14 protein-coding genes are annotated in these 15,709 nt (G+C 63.2%); 6 read left to right on the forward strand and 8 right to left on the reverse strand.

What is annotated here, in order from left to right:
* Positions 1-5 precede the first annotated feature (5 nt).
* The 6 genes from AC0L3E_RS22330 to AC0L3E_RS22355 all read right to left on the reverse strand — a co-directional run bounded on the left by AC0L3E_RS22330 (position 6) and on the right by AC0L3E_RS22355 (position 7,186).
* Positions 6-317 (reverse strand): formate dehydrogenase subunit delta, encoded by a 312-nt coding sequence (locus tag AC0L3E_RS22330; protein WP_023811684.1) that lies wholly within the window; start codon positions 315-317, stop codon positions 6-8.
* Positions 307-1,137: a formate dehydrogenase accessory sulfurtransferase FdhD gene (gene fdhD, locus AC0L3E_RS22335; protein WP_473605628.1), complete on the reverse strand. Its 831-nt coding sequence runs from the start codon at positions 1,135-1,137 to the stop codon at positions 307-309. The genes AC0L3E_RS22330 and fdhD overlap by 11 nt, the downstream gene beginning before the upstream one ends.
* A 2-nt stretch (positions 1,138-1,139) precedes the next feature.
* The gene (fdhF, locus tag AC0L3E_RS22340; protein ID WP_127330691.1) at positions 1,140-4,052 is read right to left on the reverse strand and encodes a formate dehydrogenase subunit alpha; all 2,913 of its coding nucleotides are present in this window, start codon (positions 4,050-4,052) and stop codon (positions 1,140-1,142) included.
* A gap of 10 nt (positions 4,053-4,062) precedes the next feature.
* The gene (locus tag AC0L3E_RS22345) at positions 4,063-5,619 is read right to left on the reverse strand and encodes a formate dehydrogenase beta subunit (RefSeq protein WP_473605629.1); all 1,557 of its coding nucleotides are present in this window, start codon (positions 5,617-5,619) and stop codon (positions 4,063-4,065) included.
* Positions 5,616-6,095 (reverse strand): formate dehydrogenase subunit gamma, encoded by a 480-nt coding sequence (locus AC0L3E_RS22350; protein ID WP_127317731.1) that lies wholly within the window; start codon positions 6,093-6,095, stop codon positions 5,616-5,618. Before AC0L3E_RS22350 ends, AC0L3E_RS22345 begins: the two co-directional genes overlap by 4 nt.
* A 176-nt stretch (positions 6,096-6,271) precedes the next feature.
* A complete protein-coding gene (locus AC0L3E_RS22355; protein WP_127267008.1) occupies positions 6,272-7,186 on the reverse strand; it encodes a LysR family transcriptional regulator in 915 nt (304 codons plus the stop codon).
* 151 nt (positions 7,187-7,337) lie between these two features.
* Here AC0L3E_RS22355 and AC0L3E_RS22360 point away from each other — a divergent pair, with 151 nt between their 5' ends.
* Positions 7,338-7,979 (forward strand): DUF47 domain-containing protein, encoded by a 642-nt coding sequence (locus AC0L3E_RS22360; RefSeq protein WP_127267007.1) that lies wholly within the window; start codon positions 7,338-7,340, stop codon positions 7,977-7,979.
* Positions 7,980-7,982: 3 nt separating this feature from the next.
* Entirely contained in the window at positions 7,983-8,987 is a 1,005-nt protein-coding gene (locus tag AC0L3E_RS22365) for an inorganic phosphate transporter (RefSeq protein ID WP_127267014.1), read from the forward strand.
* 11 nt (positions 8,988-8,998) lie between these two features.
* Here the strand turns inward: AC0L3E_RS22365 and AC0L3E_RS22370 are convergent, their stop codons facing one another.
* On the reverse strand, positions 8,999-9,376 hold the full coding sequence (locus AC0L3E_RS22370; RefSeq protein ID WP_127317735.1) for a VOC family protein: 378 nt from the start codon (positions 9,374-9,376) through the stop codon (positions 8,999-9,001).
* 269 nt (positions 9,377-9,645) lie between these two features.
* Between AC0L3E_RS22370 and AC0L3E_RS22375 the strand changes: the two genes are divergently transcribed.
* Positions 9,646-10,827: an Mrp/NBP35 family ATP-binding protein gene (locus AC0L3E_RS22375; RefSeq protein ID WP_473605630.1), complete on the forward strand. Its 1,182-nt coding sequence runs from the start codon at positions 9,646-9,648 to the stop codon at positions 10,825-10,827.
* 21 nt (positions 10,828-10,848) lie between these two features.
* On the opposite strand, the gene AC0L3E_RS22380 is transcribed toward AC0L3E_RS22375, so the two are convergent.
* The gene (locus tag AC0L3E_RS22380; protein ID WP_473605631.1) at positions 10,849-11,301 is read right to left on the reverse strand and encodes an SRPBCC family protein; all 453 of its coding nucleotides are present in this window, start codon (positions 11,299-11,301) and stop codon (positions 10,849-10,851) included.
* 146 nt (positions 11,302-11,447) lie between these two features.
* Between AC0L3E_RS22380 and AC0L3E_RS22385 the strand changes: the two genes are divergently transcribed.
* The 3 genes from AC0L3E_RS22385 to chrA all read left to right on the forward strand — a co-directional run bounded on the left by AC0L3E_RS22385 (position 11,448) and on the right by chrA (position 15,673).
* Positions 11,448-13,253: an IlvD/Edd family dehydratase gene (locus AC0L3E_RS22385; protein WP_023811496.1), complete on the forward strand. Its 1,806-nt coding sequence runs from the start codon at positions 11,448-11,450 to the stop codon at positions 13,251-13,253.
* Between the two features lie 216 nt (positions 13,254-13,469).
* Positions 13,470-14,288, forward strand: coding sequence for a chromate resistance protein ChrB domain-containing protein (locus AC0L3E_RS22390; protein ID WP_473605716.1), 819 nt, complete (start codon positions 13,470-13,472; stop codon positions 14,286-14,288).
* Positions 14,285-15,673: a chromate efflux transporter gene (chrA, locus tag AC0L3E_RS22395; RefSeq protein WP_473605633.1), complete on the forward strand. Its 1,389-nt coding sequence runs from the start codon at positions 14,285-14,287 to the stop codon at positions 15,671-15,673. Before AC0L3E_RS22390 ends, chrA begins: the two co-directional genes overlap by 4 nt.
* Positions 15,674-15,709: the final 36 nt, after the last annotated feature.

Genomic DNA, 15,709 nt, shown 5'->3' on the forward strand with positions numbered 1-15,709 from the left:
GGCGATTATTCCTGCGAGGCGGCGACGTCGGCAGGGGAGGGCTCGAGTCCGAGTTTGAGGTCGGCCGCAGCCGGCGTGATCGGCCGCCTGATCCTGGCGGAGGCGGCCACCACCAACTCGTTGAAGTTCCCGGTGCCGTCGTCCAGCATTTCGAAGAACTGCCGCCGCATCCTCGGCTCCCAGAACTTGTTGATGTGCTCGGCGACGCCGGCAATGCCTTCCTCGCGCGGCTTGGAATGGAAGAAATCGGCGATCTGGTTTGCCATGCGCACCAGCTTCTCGGCGGTGCTCATAATGTGTTCTTCGTCATGCGACATGCTTGGCAACTCCGCAAACCACCCGGTCGGGGTGGGTGAAAATATCAAAATCGTCGCCGCGAACCAGCGCCACCAGCGTCATGTCAGCCTCTTGCGCCGTGCGGATGGCAAGGGCGGTCGGCGCCGAGACGGCGATGATGAAGGCCGAGCCGATAGAAGCCGTCTTCTGCACCATTTCGACCGACACCCTGGATGTCACCACCACGGCACCGGATGCGCCATCGATGCCGGCCCTGGCCAGCGCGCCGGCCAGCTTGTCGAGCGCATTGTGACGGCCGACATCTTCGCGCGCCATGACGATGCCCTTGCCAGGCATATAGAAACCGGCGGCGTGTACCGCTCCGGTCTCGGTGTGCAGCGGCTGCACTTTGGACAAAAGCTTGACCGAACGAGCGATGTCGTCGGCATCAAGCGTAAGGCTTGAGGCACCAACCGCATCGACCGAGCGCATTGCTTCCTCGATCGATTCGATGCCGCAAAGCCCGCAGCCGACCGGGCCGGCGAGCCTTCGCCGCCGCGCTTCGAAACGTGTGTCGGCTCGGTCCTTCAGGCGGATCTGAATGTCGATGCCGGCGCCATGGTCCTCGACCTCGATCGCTTCGATCTCTTCCGGCGCAGCCACAATGCCTTCGGTCAGCGAGAAGCCAAGCGCGAAATCCTCGAAATCGGCCGGGCTTGCCATCATCACCGCATGCGTGGTGCCGGCGAAGGAGAACGCCACCGGCGTCTCCTCCGGCACCATCCGGTCGGCAGCCGTCGTTCCAACCGCGCGGTGCGCCAGCCGCGATACCTGCGTCGTGGCTTTGCGGCGCGGGCTCAAGACTACTCCGCCGCCTGCAAAGACGCGATGCGCCGGCTCTGCTTGGCTTGCTCGTCATAGTCGCGCTGCCATTCCGACGGTCCGTTGGAGGCGCCGACCTGCACCGCCGTCACCTTGTATTCCGGACAATTGGTCGCCCAGTCGGAGAAGTCGGTGGTGATGACGTTGGCCTGCGTGTCCGGATGATGGAACGTCGTGTAGACCACGCCGGGCGACACCCGGTCGGTGATCAGCGCGCGCAGCGTCGTCTCGCCCGAGCGGCTGGTCAGCCGAACCCAGTCGCCGTCGCGCAAGCCCCGGTTCTCGGCATCGTGCGGATGGATCTCAAGCCGGTCCTCCGAGTGCCACATGCTGTTGTCGGTGCGCCTGGTCTGCGCGCCGACATTGTACTGCGACAGGATGCGGCCGGTGGTGAGCAGCAGCGGGAAGCGCGGTCCCGTCCTTTCGTCCGTCGCCACATATTCGGTCCGGATGAACTTGCCCTTGCCGCGCACGAACCCGTCAATATGCATGATCGGGGTGCCGAGCGGCGCCTTCTCGTTGCAGGGCCATTGCACGGATCCGACACGGTCGAGCAACTCGAAGGAGACGCCGGCGAAGCTCGGCGTGGTCATCGCGATCTCGTCCATGATCTCGGAGGGGTGCTGGTAGTTCCAGTCCAGCCCGATCGCACGGGCAAGCTCCTGCGTCGCCTCCCAATCGGCGTAGCGCGCCTTCGGCTCAAGAACCTTGCGCACCATGTTGATGCGGCGCTCGGCGTTGGTGAAGGTGCCGTCCTTCTCCAGGAAGGTCGAGCCCGGCAGGAAGACATGCGCGTAGTTCGCCGTCTCGTTGAGGAAGAGGTCATGCACGACGACGCATTCCATCGCGGCAAGGCCGGCGGCGACATGCTTGGTGTCGGGATCGGACTGCAGAATGTCCTCCCCCTGGATGTAGATGCCCTTGAAGCTGCCGTCGACGGCGGCATCCAGCATGTTGGGGATGCGCAGGCCGGGTTCGTCGTCCAGCTTCACGCCCCACAAGGTCTCATAGATATCGCGCACGGCTTCGCCGGAGATGTGGCGATAGCCCGGCAGTTCGTGCGGGAAGGAGCCCATGTCGCAGGAGCCCTGCACGTTGTTCTGGCCGCGCAGTGGGTTCACGCCGACGCCGGGCCGGCCGATATTGCCGGTGGCCATGGCGAGATTGGCGATTGCCATCACAGTGGTCGAGCCCTGGCTGTGTTCCGTCACGCCGAGGCCGTAATAGATCGCACCGTTGCCGCCGGTGGCGTAGAGGCGGGCGGCACCGCGGATCAGTTCGGGATCGACGCCGGACAATTTGCCGACGGTTTCGGGGCTGTTTTCCGGCAACGCGACGAACGATGCCCAATCCTGGAACTCCGTCCAGTCGCAGCGTTCGCGGATGAAGGCTTCGTCGAACAGGCCCTCGGTGACGATGACATGCGCCAGCGCCGTCAGCACGGCCACATTGGTGCCGGGCTTCAGCGGCAGGTGATAATCCGCTTCGATATGGGCCGATTTGACCATCTCGGTGCGGCGCGGATCGAGCACGATCAGCTTGGCGCCCTGGCGCAGCCGCTTCTTCAGCCGCGAGGCGAACACCGGGTGAGCGGAAGCCGGATTGGCGCCGATGATGACGGCGACGTCGGTGAAGTCGACGGAATCGAAATCCTGCGTGCCGGCCGAGGTGCCATAGGTCTGGCCGAGCCCGTAGCCCGTCGGCGAATGGCAGACGCGTGCGCAGGTGTCGACATTGTTGTTGCGGAAACCCTGCCGCACCATCTTCTGGACGAGGTAGGTTTCCTCGTTGGTGCAGCGCGACGAGGTGATGCCGCCGATCGAGGTGCGTCCATACTGGTACTGGATACGGCGGAATTCCTTGGCCGTATGGGCGATCGCCTCTTCCCAGCTCACCTCGCGCCACGGGTCGGTGACCTTTTCGCGGATCATCGGCGACAGGATGCGGTCCTTGTGGGTGGCATAGCCATAGGCGAAACGGCCCTTGACGCAGGAATGGCCGTGGTTCGCCTTCCCCTCCTTATAGGGCATCATGCGAACGACTTCGTCACCCTTCACCTCGGCCTTGAACGAGCAGCCGACGCCGCAATAAGCGCAGGTGGTGACGGCGGAGCGCTCCGGCAGGCCCTTGGCAAGCACCGTCTTCTCGCGCAGCGCATCGGTCGGACAGGCCTGCACGCAGGCGCCGCAGGACACGCATTCCGAATCGATGAACGCCTCGTGCATCCCCGCCGAAACCCGGGATTCGAAGCCTCGTCCCTCGATGGTCAGCGCGAAGGTGCCCTGCACCTCTTCGCAGGCCCGCACGCAGCGCGAGCAGACGATGCATTGCGAGGCATCATAGGTGAAATAGGGGTTGGATTCATCGCGGGCGATGTAGTCGACCGCCAGCGAGCCATGGCCGGGCGCCACGCCACCTTCTGGCTTGACGTGGTTGCGGCCTTCGATGCCGTAGCGGTTCTCGGTCAGGCCGATCGACTTCGCCACCGCATCGAACTCGCTCGCGCCGGTTCCGGCCTGTTCGTTCCAGCCGGTCGGATGATCGGAGACGTAGAGCTCCATGACGCCGCGGCGAATGGCATCGAGCCGCTCGGTCTGCGTGCGCACGATCATGCCTTCGCCGACGGGCGTCGTGCACGATGCCGGCGTGCCGCCGCGTCCTTCGATCTCGACAAGGCAGACACGGCACGAACCGAAGGAGTCCAGCATGTCGGTGGCGCAAAGCTTCGGGATCTCGACCCCGCCTTCCATCGCGGCACGCATGATCGAGGTGCCTTCCGGCACGGTGATGCTGCGCCCGTCGACGTTCAGCGTGACCTGCTTCTGCGCCTTCGATTGGGGGGTTCCGTAGTCGATCTCTTCGACGAGGGAAGGGAAGTCGGCCTTGATGTTCATCTGCCAGCTCCTATTCGGCAGCCACGCGCACGGGCGCGGGCTTGAAGTCGTCGGGGAAATGGGTGATCGAGCTCATCACGGGATAGGGCGTGAAGCCGCCCAGCGCGCAGAGCGAACCGAACTTCATCGTGTTGCAGAGGTCGGTGACCAGAGCGAGGTTCTTCTCCGGCTCGATGCCCGCAACTATTCTGTCGATGGTCTCGACACCGCGCGTCGAGCCGATGCGGCAGGGCGTGCACTTGCCGCAGCTTTCGATGGCGCAGAACTCCATGGCAAAGCGCGCCTGTTTCAGCATGTCGGCGGTGTCGTCGAACACCACGATGCCGGCGTGGCCGATCAGCCCGTCCTTGGCCGCGAAGGCTTCATAATCGAACGGCGTGTCGAACAGCGCGCGCGGGAAATAGGCGCCGAGCGGCCCGCCGACCTGCACCGCCTTGACCGGACGTCCCGTGGCCGTACCGCCGCCGATATCGTCGATGATTTCGCCCAGCGTCATACCGAAAGCGGCTTCGAACAGGCCGGCATATTTGACGTTGCCGGCGATCTGGATCGGGATCGTGCCGCGCGAGCGGCCCATGCCGAAATCCTTGTAGAAGGCCGCACCCTTGTCCATGATGACAGGCACCGAGGCCAGCGAGATGACATTGTTGATCACCGTCGGCTTGCCGAAAAGCCCCTTATGCGCCGGCAGCGGCGGCTTTGCGCGCACCATGCCGCGCTTGCCCTCGAGCGAATCGAGCAGCGCCGTCTCCTCCCCGCAGACATAGGCTCCGGCGCCGACCCGGATCTCCATGTCGAACGCGTAAGGTGAACCCAGCACGCTGGCGCCAAGAACGCCGGCCTTGCGGGCGACCGCGACGGCCTTGTTCATCACCGCCACCGCATGCGGATATTCCGAGCGGACATAGACAAAGCCCTTGGTCGCGCCCGTGGCTATACCGGCGATTGTCATGCCTTCGATCAGCACAAACGGATCGCCCTCCATGATCATGCGGTCGGCGAAGGTGCCTGAATCGCCTTCGTCGGCGTTGCAGACGATGTATTTGCGGTCGCCTGCGGTATCGAGCACCGTTTTCCACTTGATGCCGGTCGGGAAGCCGGCGCCGCCGCGCCCGCGCAGGCCCGATTCGGTAACCTGGGCGACGATGTCGGCAGGCGTCAGCGCCAGCGCGTTCGTCAGTCCGTTCAACCCGCCATGCTTCTTGTAGGATTCGAGCGAAAGCGGATCCGTGACGCCGCAGCGCGCGAAGGTCAGCCGCGTCTGCTTGGCGAAGAAGGGGATCTTGTCCGGTGAGCCCAGCCAGCGCTTGTGATGGCCGCCGGTGAGAAAGCCGCCGTCGAACAGGCTTTTGACGTCGGACGGCTTTACCGGCCCATAGGCGACGCGGCCGTTCGCTGTCGCAACTTCGACCATTGGTTCGAGGAAATAGGCGCCGCGCGACCCGTTGCGCACGATCTTGGCTTCGATGCCGCGCTCGGCGAGTTCGCCGGCGATCGCCTTGGCGACCTTTTCGGCGCCAAGCGCCAGCGCACCGGAATCGCCGGGAATGTAGATGCGCGGGATCATGAGCGCACCTCTGCAACGATCTCGTCGAGCTTCTCGTCATTGAGCCGCCCGATCACCTCGCCATCCAGCATAGCGGCGGGCGAACAGGCGCACAGGCCGAGACAATAGACCGGCTCCAGCGTCACCGAACCGTCGCGGGTCGTCTCATGGAAGCCGATGCCCAGCAATTGCTTCAGCTTGGCGGCGATGGCGTCCGAACCCATCGACTGGCAGGATTCCGCCTGGCAGAGCTTCAGCACATGCCGGCCTGCCGGGTGGCTGCGGTAATCATGATAGAAGCTGACGACGCCGTGCACCTCGGCCCTGGAAATGTTCAGCGCCTCGGCGATGACCGGCAGCGCATCCTTGGGCACATGGCCGAACTCTTCCTGGATGCCGTGAAGGATCGGCAGCAATGGGCCTTCGAGACCCTTCATCTCCTGGATGATCGCGGCCGTGCGCGATGTAATCTCGGTACTTGCAGGCTGCATTGTCATGCAGCGCCCTCCCTATCATAGCGACCCATACATATCGGCCAAGAGCATCAAGCTGTTTTGGAACAACGACATGCGCGTGCCGCTTTATCGCTAAGTGCTTAAGAAACCAGAGAAAACCTCTGAAATCAATAAAGCGGTTTCGTTGTACGATAGAAATTTTCTATCGTTCCGTTTGACTAACTCTGTCTAGCGGAACGGTTTGCGTGGAAATCGTCCGCCAGCGCCATTGCCTCGTCCAGCAGCGCCGAGACCAAAGGTGTGTGCGGTTCGCGCGGTGTCGCCACCAGGCCGACCGTGTGGCTGGCGTCTGGCTCGACGATCGGAATGGCCCGGATCGGCTCGGAAAAACCGAATGTTTCCGCAAGGTTGAGCGGCATGATCGACGACCATTTGCCGGTGCGGATGTGCGAAAACAGCACGATCATCGAATTGGATTCCAGCGTCGGCCGCACCTGCACGCCGGCTTCGGCCAGATGCTGATCGATGATGCGGCGGTTCTGCATGTCCGGCGTCAACAGGCACAGCGGCAGGCTTGAGAGCTCCGCCCATGTCACTTTGTCGCGGTCGGAATAGGGATTTCCCATCGCGGTGATCAATTGGTAGCGCTCGTCATAGAGCGGCACGCTGGTCACCCGCCCCAGCGGCTCGTTGTCGAGATAGGTGATGCCGGCATCGATGTCGAAATTGCCGAGCAGCGACAGCACCTCGATCGAGGTCCGCGACAGCACCGAAAAGGTGACGCCTGGATGCTTTTCGCGAAACGGCGTCGTCAGCCGCGGCAGCATGGCGAGCGCCGTCGGAATGGCGGCGATGCGGATACGGCCCGAAAGTCCGTGGCGCGCCGCGCGCATTTCCTCGCGCATGGTCCTGGTGTCGCCGACGATGCGGCGTGCCCACACCAGCACCTGTTTTCCCTCCGGCGTCAGCCCCTGGAAGCGTGAGCCGCGCAGGACCAGCATGACGCCAAGCTGGCCCTCCAACTGCTTGATGCCGGCCGAGAGCGTCGGCTGGGTGACGCCGCATACCTCCGCCGCCCGGCCGAAATGCTCCTCCCTGGCGAGCGCGATGAAAAATTCCAGCTTGTCGATCATGCGATCTTTCCGGTGGTTCGCTGCAAGGTCGGGGAAATCGCGCCTTACCGCAAGCGCGATGCACAATTGCCCTGCATCCACACCTTTAAGCCGGCTACCTGTTTCCCGCGGCGCGATGCGGCGCTATGTGGATGAAACTGGGAGATCGACCATGCTGGGCTGGTTCCGCAAGCTTTTGCCGCGCGAAGATCGCTTCTTCGACCTGTTCGAACGACATTCGCGCACCGTGGTCGGCGGCGCCGAGGCGCTGGAGCAGCTTCTCCAGGGCAGGGATATCGACCTCTGGTGCCAGAAAATCGTCGATCTCGAAGATGAGGCCGACCACATCACCGCGGAAGTCCTGCTGGCGGTGCGGCGCTCCTTCATCACGCCTTTCGATCGCGGCGACATCAAGGACCTGATCCAGTCGATGGATGATGCCATCGACATGATGCACAAGACGGTCAAGACGGTGAAGCTGTTCGAGCGCAAGGAATTCGATCCGCTGATGCAGGAAATGGGTGGCGTCATCGTCGCCGCCGCCAAGCTGGTGGCCGAGGCGATCCCGCTGCTCAACAAGGTCGCGACGCACACGGTGCGCCTCAACGCCATCGCCGAAGAGGTGATGCGCGTCGAAAGCCGGGCCGACGACCTGCACGAGCAAGGGCTGAAGGATCTCTTCAGGAAGCACGGCAGCAGCGATCCGATGGCGTACATGATCGGCAGCGAGATTTATGGCCAACTGGAAAAAGTGGTCGACCGCTTCGAGGACGTCGCCAACGAGATCAGCGGCATCGTCATTGAGAATGTCTAGGTGATGGAAGCCACCATTGCCTTTCCCGTGCTGGTCGGCCTCGTCGGCGTCGCGCTGTTCTTCGACTTTCTCAACGGCTTGCACGATGCCGCCAACTCCATTGCCACCATCGTCTCCACCCGCGTGCTAAGGCCGCAATACGCGGTATTGTGGGCGGCTTTCTTCAACTTCATCGCCTTCATGTTCTTCGGCCTCCACGTCGCCGAGACAGTGGGCAAGGGTATCGTCGATGTCAGCATCGTCACCCCGGCGGTCATCTTCTCGGCGCTCGTCGGCGCCATAGTCTGGAACATCGTCACCTGGATCGCCGGCATCCCGTCGAGCAGCTCGCATGCGTTGATCGGCGGCCTGGTAGGTGCCGGTGTGGCAAAGGCAGGCGTGGGCGCCATCGTCTGGACAGGGCTTGGCAAGACGGTTGCGGCAATCGTCCTGTCGCCAGCGACCGGCTTTATCCTGGCGCTCATCCTGATTTTCGTCGTCTCGTGGCTCTTCGTGCGCCAGACGCCCTTTGCGGTCGACAGTACCTTCCGCGTCATGCAGTTCTTTTCCGCCTCGCTCTATTCGCTCGGGCACGGTGGCAATGACGCGCAGAAGACCATGGGCATCATTGCCGTGCTGCTCTATTCGCAAGGCATGCTCGGCGCGACTTTCCATGTACCGCTCTGGGTTGTCCTCACCTGTCAGGCGGCACTGGCGCTCGGCACCCTGTTCGGCGGCTGGCGCATCGTCCACACCATGGGCTCGAAGATCACGCGGCTGAACCCGATGCAGGGTTTTTGCGCCGAGACCGGCGGGGCGATCACGCTGTTTGCCGCGACCTGGCTCGGCATTCCCGTGTCGACCACGCACACCATCACTGGCGCCATCATCGGCGTCGGCGCCGCCCGCCGCGTCTCGGCCGTGCGCTGGGGCATTGCCGGCAACATCGTCATTGCCTGGATCGTCACCTTGCCGGCCACCGCTTTGATTTCGGCGCTCACCTACCTGGCGGTTGGCCTGGCGAGGTGACGTAAAGAAATCTACCTGTCCACAAGGTTCAGGATGTTGCCGTCCGGGTCCTTGAACCAGGCGACCTTCATTCCGTAACCGACGTGGAGATCGCCCTCCAGCGTCAAGCCCGGCATCTCATAGTGCTCGAAGGTGACGCCCTTCGTCTTCAGTTCCTTGACGATGCTGCCGATCTCGTCGCCAACCATCCATGTCACCGCTGTCGCCTTGTTGGTTCCGGCAAATTGGGAGTGATAGACGTTGATGGTGGTATCGCCGCTTTTGTAGACGATCAGTTCGCCGCCCTCATCGTGCACCTGTTTCAGGCCAAGCGTTCCCTCATAGAAAGCCTTGGCTTTCGCGAGATCCTTCACCGCGAGATTGGCCGTTGCATTGCTGTTTGCGAGCATGATGGTCTCCTTTCCTGGTTGTCGACCCCGTGCTGGTCACCGAAATAGGTCGCCGCGATCGTTTGACGACTGTCGCTCGACCTGATTGTTGGCCGCATCGGCGCTCGATTATCTGGAAGACGTTTGGCGCGGATGAAATCCGACAGGACCCGCCGCTTTTCCAGGCACGCCAAGGCAGCCATTGCTCCACGGCTTGGTTCTGTCCGGAAACTGCATTATCTCAGGTGCAAGCTGCATCTCAGGCGCAAGCTGCGTAAGGAAAAACTGCCATGTCCGTCACCAAGGAAATCGTCACCGAGCGTCTGAAGACGGTCAACGGGCCGGATTTCACCGGCAACATCGTCGACCTCGGCATGGTTTCGGAGATTTTCATCGCCGACGGGAAGGTCTTCTTCTCGATTACCGTTCCCGCCGCTCGTGCCCAGGAAATGGAGCCGCTGCGCGCCGCCGCCGAGCGCGTCGTCAAGGCAATCCCCGGGGTCGCCGGCGCGGTCGTCGCGCTGACGGCCGAGAAGAAGGGCGGCGGCATGGAGGCGCCGGTTCCGTCGCGCCCCGCACCCAGGCCCGTTCCGCCGGCTGCGCCCGCTGCCGCCGCGCCGCGTGCGGCTCCGCACGCGCCCGCCTCGCACAGTTCGGGCAAACGTGGCGTGCCCGGTATCGAGGCGATCATTGCCGTTGCTTCCGGCAAGGGCGGCGTCGGCAAGTCGACCACCGCCGTCAACATCGCGCTCGGCCTCGCCGCCAACGGCCTGCGCGTCGGCGTGCTGGATGCCGACATCTACGGACCGTCCATGCCCAGGCTGCTCAACATCCACGGCCGGCCGCAGACCGTCGACGGCAAGGTCCTGAAACCGATGGAGAATTACGGCCTGAAGGTAATGTCGATGGGTTTCCTCGTCGACGAGGAAACGCCGATGATCTGGCGCGGCCCGATGGTGATGTCGGCGCTGACGCAGATGCTGCGCGAGGTCGAATGGGGCCGTCTCGACGTGCTCGTCGTCGACATGCCGCCCGGCACTGGCGACGCGCAGTTGACCATGGCCCAGCAGGTGCCGCTGGCTGGTGCTGTCATCGTCTCGACGCCACAGGACCTGGCCCTGATCGACGCGCGAAAAGGCCTCAACATGTTCAAGAAGGTCGACGTCCCGTTGCTCGGCATCGTCGAGAACATGAGCTATTTCATCGCCCCGGACACCGGCAAGCGCTACGACATCTTTGGCCATGGCGGCGCCCGCCGCGAGGCCGAGCGCCTCGGCGTCACCTTCCTCGGTGAGGTGCCGCTCGAAATGGGCATTCGCGAAAGCTCGGATGCCGGCACGCCGGTTGTCGTCTCCAAGCCCGATGGCCCCGAAGCGAAAATCTACCGCGACATCGCCTCGAAGGTCTGGGACCGGGTCAACGAAGAGCGTGGTGCGGCTGCTGCTGCCGTGCCGAGTATTGTGTTTGAATAGCAGGCGCCGCCGTGCTGCAGCCTAGGCCGCGCCGACCTTCTCGCCAAAGCTGGAAAAAAACTGTCCAGCCAGTTTCTTCGAGGTCGATTCGATCAGGCGGCTGCCAAGCTGTGCGATCTTGCCCCCGACATCGGCCTTGGCCGCGTAGTTCAATATCGTGGCGTCGGGTCCATCCGCCGTCAGCGTCACGTCGGCGCCCCCCTTGGCGAAGCCTGCAATGCCGCCCTTGCCTTCGCCCTGGATGGTGTAGGAGTGCGGCGGCTTCAGGTTCTTCAGCGTCACTTCGCCGTTGAACGTCGCCTTGATCGGTCCGATCTTCACCACCACGGTTGCCGCCATCTCGGTCGTCGACTTCATCTCCAGGCTCTGGCAGCCGGGAATGGTCGCCTTCAAGACCTCGGGATCGTTCAGCGCTTCCCACACTTTTTGCAGCGGTGCGGCAATGCGCTCCTCGCCTTCGATCACCAAAGCCATGAAAACCTCCCGGACAAGACTGCCCGAACCCGTAACGCACGGCTCGGTGCGTGTCTATCGCACCAAAGTCCGGTTGCGACCGCACGCCCTCTTGCCTGCTCCCGCGCGTTGCCATATCGATTTGTCTTACAAATACGGAGACCATGATGGCAGGCGCCCCCACCCATAAGAAAAAATTTCGCTCGCAGGAGTGGTTCGACAATCCCGACAATCCGGGCATGACGGCGCTCTATCTCGAGCGCTATCTCAATTACGGCCTGACGCGCGCCGAACTGATGTCCGGCAAGCCGCTGATCGGCATCGCCCAGACCGGCTCGGATCTGTCGCCTTGCAACCGTCACCATATCGAACTCGCCAAGCGTGTACGCGAAGGCATCGTCTCGATGGGCGGCATTCCTTTCGAGTTTCCTTGCCATCCGATCCAGGAGACCGGCAAGCGCCCGACCGCGGCACTTGACCGCAACCTTGCCTATCTCAGCCTTGTCGAAGTGCTCTACGGCTATCCGCTCGATGGCGTCGTGCTGACCATCGGTTGCGACAAGACGACGCCGGCCCTGCTGATGGCGGCGGCCACCGTCAACATCCCGGCGATCGCCCTGTCGGTCGGCCCGATGCTCAATGGCTGGCACAAGGGCAAGCGCACCGGCTCAGGCACCATCGTCTGGGAATCACGCCAGCGCCTGTCGGCCGGCGAAATCGATTATGATGAGTTCATGGACATCGTCGCCTCGTCGGCGCCGTCCACCGGCTATTGCAACACCATGGGCACCGCCACCACGATGAACTCGCTGGCCGAGGCGCTTGGCATGCAGTTGCCGGGCTCGGCCGCCATTCCCGCGCCCTACCGCGAGCGTGGCCAGATTTCCTATGAGACCGGAAAACGCATCGTCGAGATGGTGCATGAGGATCTGAAGCCGTCCGACATCATGACGAGAGAGGCTTTCGAGAACGCCATCGTCGTCAATTCGGCCATTGGCGGCTCGACCAACGCGCCTATCCATCTCAACGCCATCGCCCGCCACCTTGGAGTCAAGCTCGACAATGACGACTGGCAGACGGTCGGCCTCAATGTGCCGCTGCTGGTCAATTTGCAGCCGACGGGCGAATACCTCGGCGAGGACTACCATCATGCCGGCGGCGTGCCGGCGGTCATTGCCGAACTGATGAAGGGCGGGCTGTTGCCGCATCCCGGCGCGCGCACCGTCAACGGCAAGTCGATCGGTGAGAACAGCGAGGGCGTCGCCAACGAAAACCCCGACGTCATCCGCTCTGTCGCCAAGCCGCTGAAGGCCAATGCCGGCTTCATCAACCTCAGGGGCAATCTGTTTGATTCGGCGATCATGAAGACCAGCGGCATCTCGCCGGAATTCCGCGAACGCTATCTCTCCAACCCCAAGGATCCCGAGGCTTTCGAAGGCAACGCCATGGTTTTCGACGGGCCGGAGGATTACCACGCCCGCATCGACGACCCGGCGCAAGGCATCGACGAACACACCATCCTGTTCATGCGCGGCGCTGGCCCGGTCGGCTATCCCGGCGGTGCCGAGGTCGTCAACATGCAGCCGCCGGCCTATCTCATCAAGAAGGGCATCCACGCGCTCGCTTGCATCGGTGACGGCCGCCAGTCGGGCACGTCGGGTTCGCCCTCGATCCTCAACGCCTCGCCGGAAGCGGCGATTGGCGGCGGACTGGCGCTGCTCAAGACGGGCGATCGTGTCCGCATCGACTTGCGCAAGGGTACGGCCGACATCCTCGTCACCGACGACGAGATCACCCGGCGCCGCGCAGAGTTGCAGAACAATGGCGGCTTCCACTATCCCAAGCACCAGACACCCTGGCAGGAGATCCAGCGCGGCATGGTCGCGCAGTTCTCGGAGGGAATGGTGCTGAAGCCGGCGGTGAAATACCAGGATGTCGCACACACCAGCGGTGTCCCCAGAGACAATCATTGATTCTGGATCGACGGATGGCGGCTTGATCAAATCAGGCCGCCATCGGTTTTTCCGGTCGGCGTGTCGCATCCCGGCCGGGTAGGTCGAGAACGGTCACCGTCCTTGACAAGCGCGCCCAACAAATCCACCATCATGACAAGGGGTGCATCGCGACGACCCCGTGAGGCGTCAGCCCAACGTTCGCGTCCAAGCTTCTCTTTTCAGGAGGTGGACGCCATGCCGTCAACAACCGCTATCACCGTACCGCAATTGTCCCGGCTCATAGGTCTGCCGGGTGCACCTGTCATCATCGATGTTCGCATCGAAGAAGATTTCGAAGCCGATCCGCGCCTGTTGCCGGCCTCGTGCCGGCGCGATTTCAAAACCGTTTCGACCTGGGCGGCCGAGTTTGCCGACAAGCCGGTGGCCGTCGTCTGTCAGAAGGGGCAAAAGCTCTCGCAAGGCGTCGTCGCATGGATGCGCCATGAGGGGATATCAGCCGAATCCCTTGAAGGCGGCTTTGAGGCCTGGCGCGATGCCGGGGGGCTTCTGGTCCGCACCGCCAAGTTGCCGCCACGCAATGAAAAGGGCGCCACCGTCTGGGTGACGCGATCCCGCCCGAAGGTCGACCGCATCGCTTGCCCATGGCTGATCCGGCGTTTCCTCGACCCCGACGCGGTGTTCCTGTTTGTCGAACCCGCTGAAGTATTGGCTGTTGCCGACCGCTTTCAGGCCGTGCCGTTCGACATCGACAATGTGTTCTGGAGCCATCGCGGCGAACGCTGCACCTTCGACACGATGATCGAGGAGTTCGGGTTGGAATCCGGGGCGCTCGATCGCCTCGCCGCAATCGTGCGCGCGGCCGACACCGCAAGCCTCGACCTGGTGCCCCAGGCGGCCGGCTTTCTGGCTGCCTCGCTGGGCCTGTCGCGTATGTACCGCGACGATTTGGAACAACTGGAAGCAGGCATGCTGCTCTACGACGCGTTCTTCCGCTGGTGTCGCGACGCCACCGAAGAAACGCACAACTGGCCGGCTGCGGGGAAACCGACATGAGCGCTCTCGTCCCGGCGGATACAGCGGAAAACATCCCGGTTCCGGCTGCACCGACCTTCACCGAGGCGGTGAAGGTCTGGGCGAAAATCGGATTGCTCAGCTTTGGCGGACCGGCCGGGCAGATCGCGCTGATGCACAAGGAACTGGTCGAGGAGCGGCGCTGGATCGGGGAACGGCGTTTCCTGCATGCGTTGAATTACTGCATGCTGCTGCCTGGCCCGGAAGCCCAGCAACTCGCCATCTACATCGGTTGGCTGCTGCACAGGACGGCCGGTGGCCTTGTTGCCGGCATCCTGTTCGTCGTGCCCGGCGCGCTCGTCATGCTCGCCTTGAGCAGCCTGTACGTCCTCTATGGCGACATGCCGCTCGTCGCGGCGCTGTTTTTCGGGGTGAAGGCGGCGGTGCTCGCCATTGTCATCGAGGCGGTGATCCGGATCGGGCGACGCGCCCTCAAGAACCGGGTCATGGTGTCGATCGCGGTCGCGGCGTTCATTGCCATCTATGCGTTGAATGTGCCGTTTCCGCTCATCGTCCTTCTCGCCGGCCTGGCGGGATGGCTGGGGGACCGCGTTGCTCCCGGCCTGTTTTCCGGCTCGGCCCATGGCAAGGACGGTGTTGCCGACTCCAAGGGAGCGGTCGACCTGATGTTCGAGCGTGGCGAACTGGCCCATGTCAAACCGACCAAATGGCACGCGCCGCGCACCCTCGCCATCTGGCTGCCGATCTGGCTCGGGCCTGTTCTTTTGATCTGGTGGTTCACCGGCTCCGCAAGCGTCTGGACCGAGATAGGCCGGTTCTTCAGCCTGATGGCTGTCGTCACCTTCGGTGGCGCCTATGCGGTGCTCGCCTATGTCGCGCAGGCAGCCGTCCAGTCCTTCGGCTGGCTGGCGCCGGGTGAAATGGTGGACGGTCTTGGACTTGCAGAAACGACGCCAGGACCGCTCATCCTGGTGCTGCAGTTCGTCGGCTTCATCGCCGCGTTCCGCCATTCCGGCTCGCTCGACCCGTTACTTGCCGGATCGCTGGGGGCGCTGCTCACCCTGTGGGTGACGTTCACGCCCTGCTTCTTCTGGATATTCCTCGGGGCGCCCTACATCGAGGCCTTGCGCGGCAACAAGGCATTGTCGGCCGCACTGGGCGCGATCACCGCCGCAATTGTCGGGGTGATCATGAATCTGGCCCTATGGTTTGCTTTGCATGTCATTTTCCGTGAGGTGCACGCGACGGGGCTTGGCATGAACGTGCCGGTGCTTTCGTCCATCGACTGGCGTGCGGCCTTGCTATCCGTGGCCGCCATGGTCGCCATCCTGAAGCTGAAAGTCGGCATGCTGCCGACACTCGCGCTATCCGCCCTTGCAGGGGTCTTGCTGGCGGCGGCTGGTTAGACAGCACCGCCTTTGTAATCCGCTTGCCCACCACCT

The organism is Mesorhizobium sp. WSM4822 (assembly GCF_055811155.1).

Bases quoted from the DNA above. Each gene is read 5' to 3' on its own strand.
- AC0L3E_RS22330 (WP_023811684.1), bottom strand. From the start codon at position 317: ATGTCGCATGACGAAGAACACATTATGAGCACCGCCGAGAAGCTGGTG.
- AC0L3E_RS22375 (WP_473605630.1), top strand. From the start codon at position 9,646: ATGTCCGTCACCAAGGAAATCGTCACCGAGCGTCTGAAGACGGTCAAC.
- AC0L3E_RS22385 (WP_023811496.1), top strand. From the start codon at position 11,448: ATGGCAGGCGCCCCCACCCATAAGAAAAAATTTCGCTCGCAGGAGTGG.
- AC0L3E_RS22365 (WP_127267014.1), top strand. From the start codon at position 7,983: ATGGAAGCCACCATTGCCTTTCCCGTGCTGGTCGGCCTCGTCGGCGTC.
- AC0L3E_RS22350 (WP_127317731.1), bottom strand. From the start codon at position 6,095: ATGACAATGCAGCCTGCAAGTACCGAGATTACATCGCGCACGGCCGCG.
- AC0L3E_RS22360 (WP_127267007.1), top strand. From the start codon at position 7,338: ATGCTGGGCTGGTTCCGCAAGCTTTTGCCGCGCGAAGATCGCTTCTTC.
- AC0L3E_RS22390 (WP_473605716.1), top strand. From the start codon at position 13,470: ATGCCGTCAACAACCGCTATCACCGTACCGCAATTGTCCCGGCTCATA.
- fdhF (WP_127330691.1), bottom strand. From the start codon at position 4,052: ATGAACATCAAGGCCGACTTCCCTTCCCTCGTCGAAGAGATCGACTAC.
- AC0L3E_RS22345 (WP_473605629.1), bottom strand. From the start codon at position 5,619: ATGATCCCGCGCATCTACATTCCCGGCGATTCCGGTGCGCTGGCGCTT.
- AC0L3E_RS22380 (WP_473605631.1), bottom strand. From the start codon at position 11,301: ATGGCTTTGGTGATCGAAGGCGAGGAGCGCATTGCCGCACCGCTGCAA.
- AC0L3E_RS22370 (WP_127317735.1), bottom strand. From the start codon at position 9,376: ATGCTCGCAAACAGCAATGCAACGGCCAATCTCGCGGTGAAGGATCTC.
- chrA (WP_473605633.1), top strand. From the start codon at position 14,285: ATGAGCGCTCTCGTCCCGGCGGATACAGCGGAAAACATCCCGGTTCCG.
- AC0L3E_RS22355 (WP_127267008.1), bottom strand. From the start codon at position 7,186: ATGATCGACAAGCTGGAATTTTTCATCGCGCTCGCCAGGGAGGAGCAT.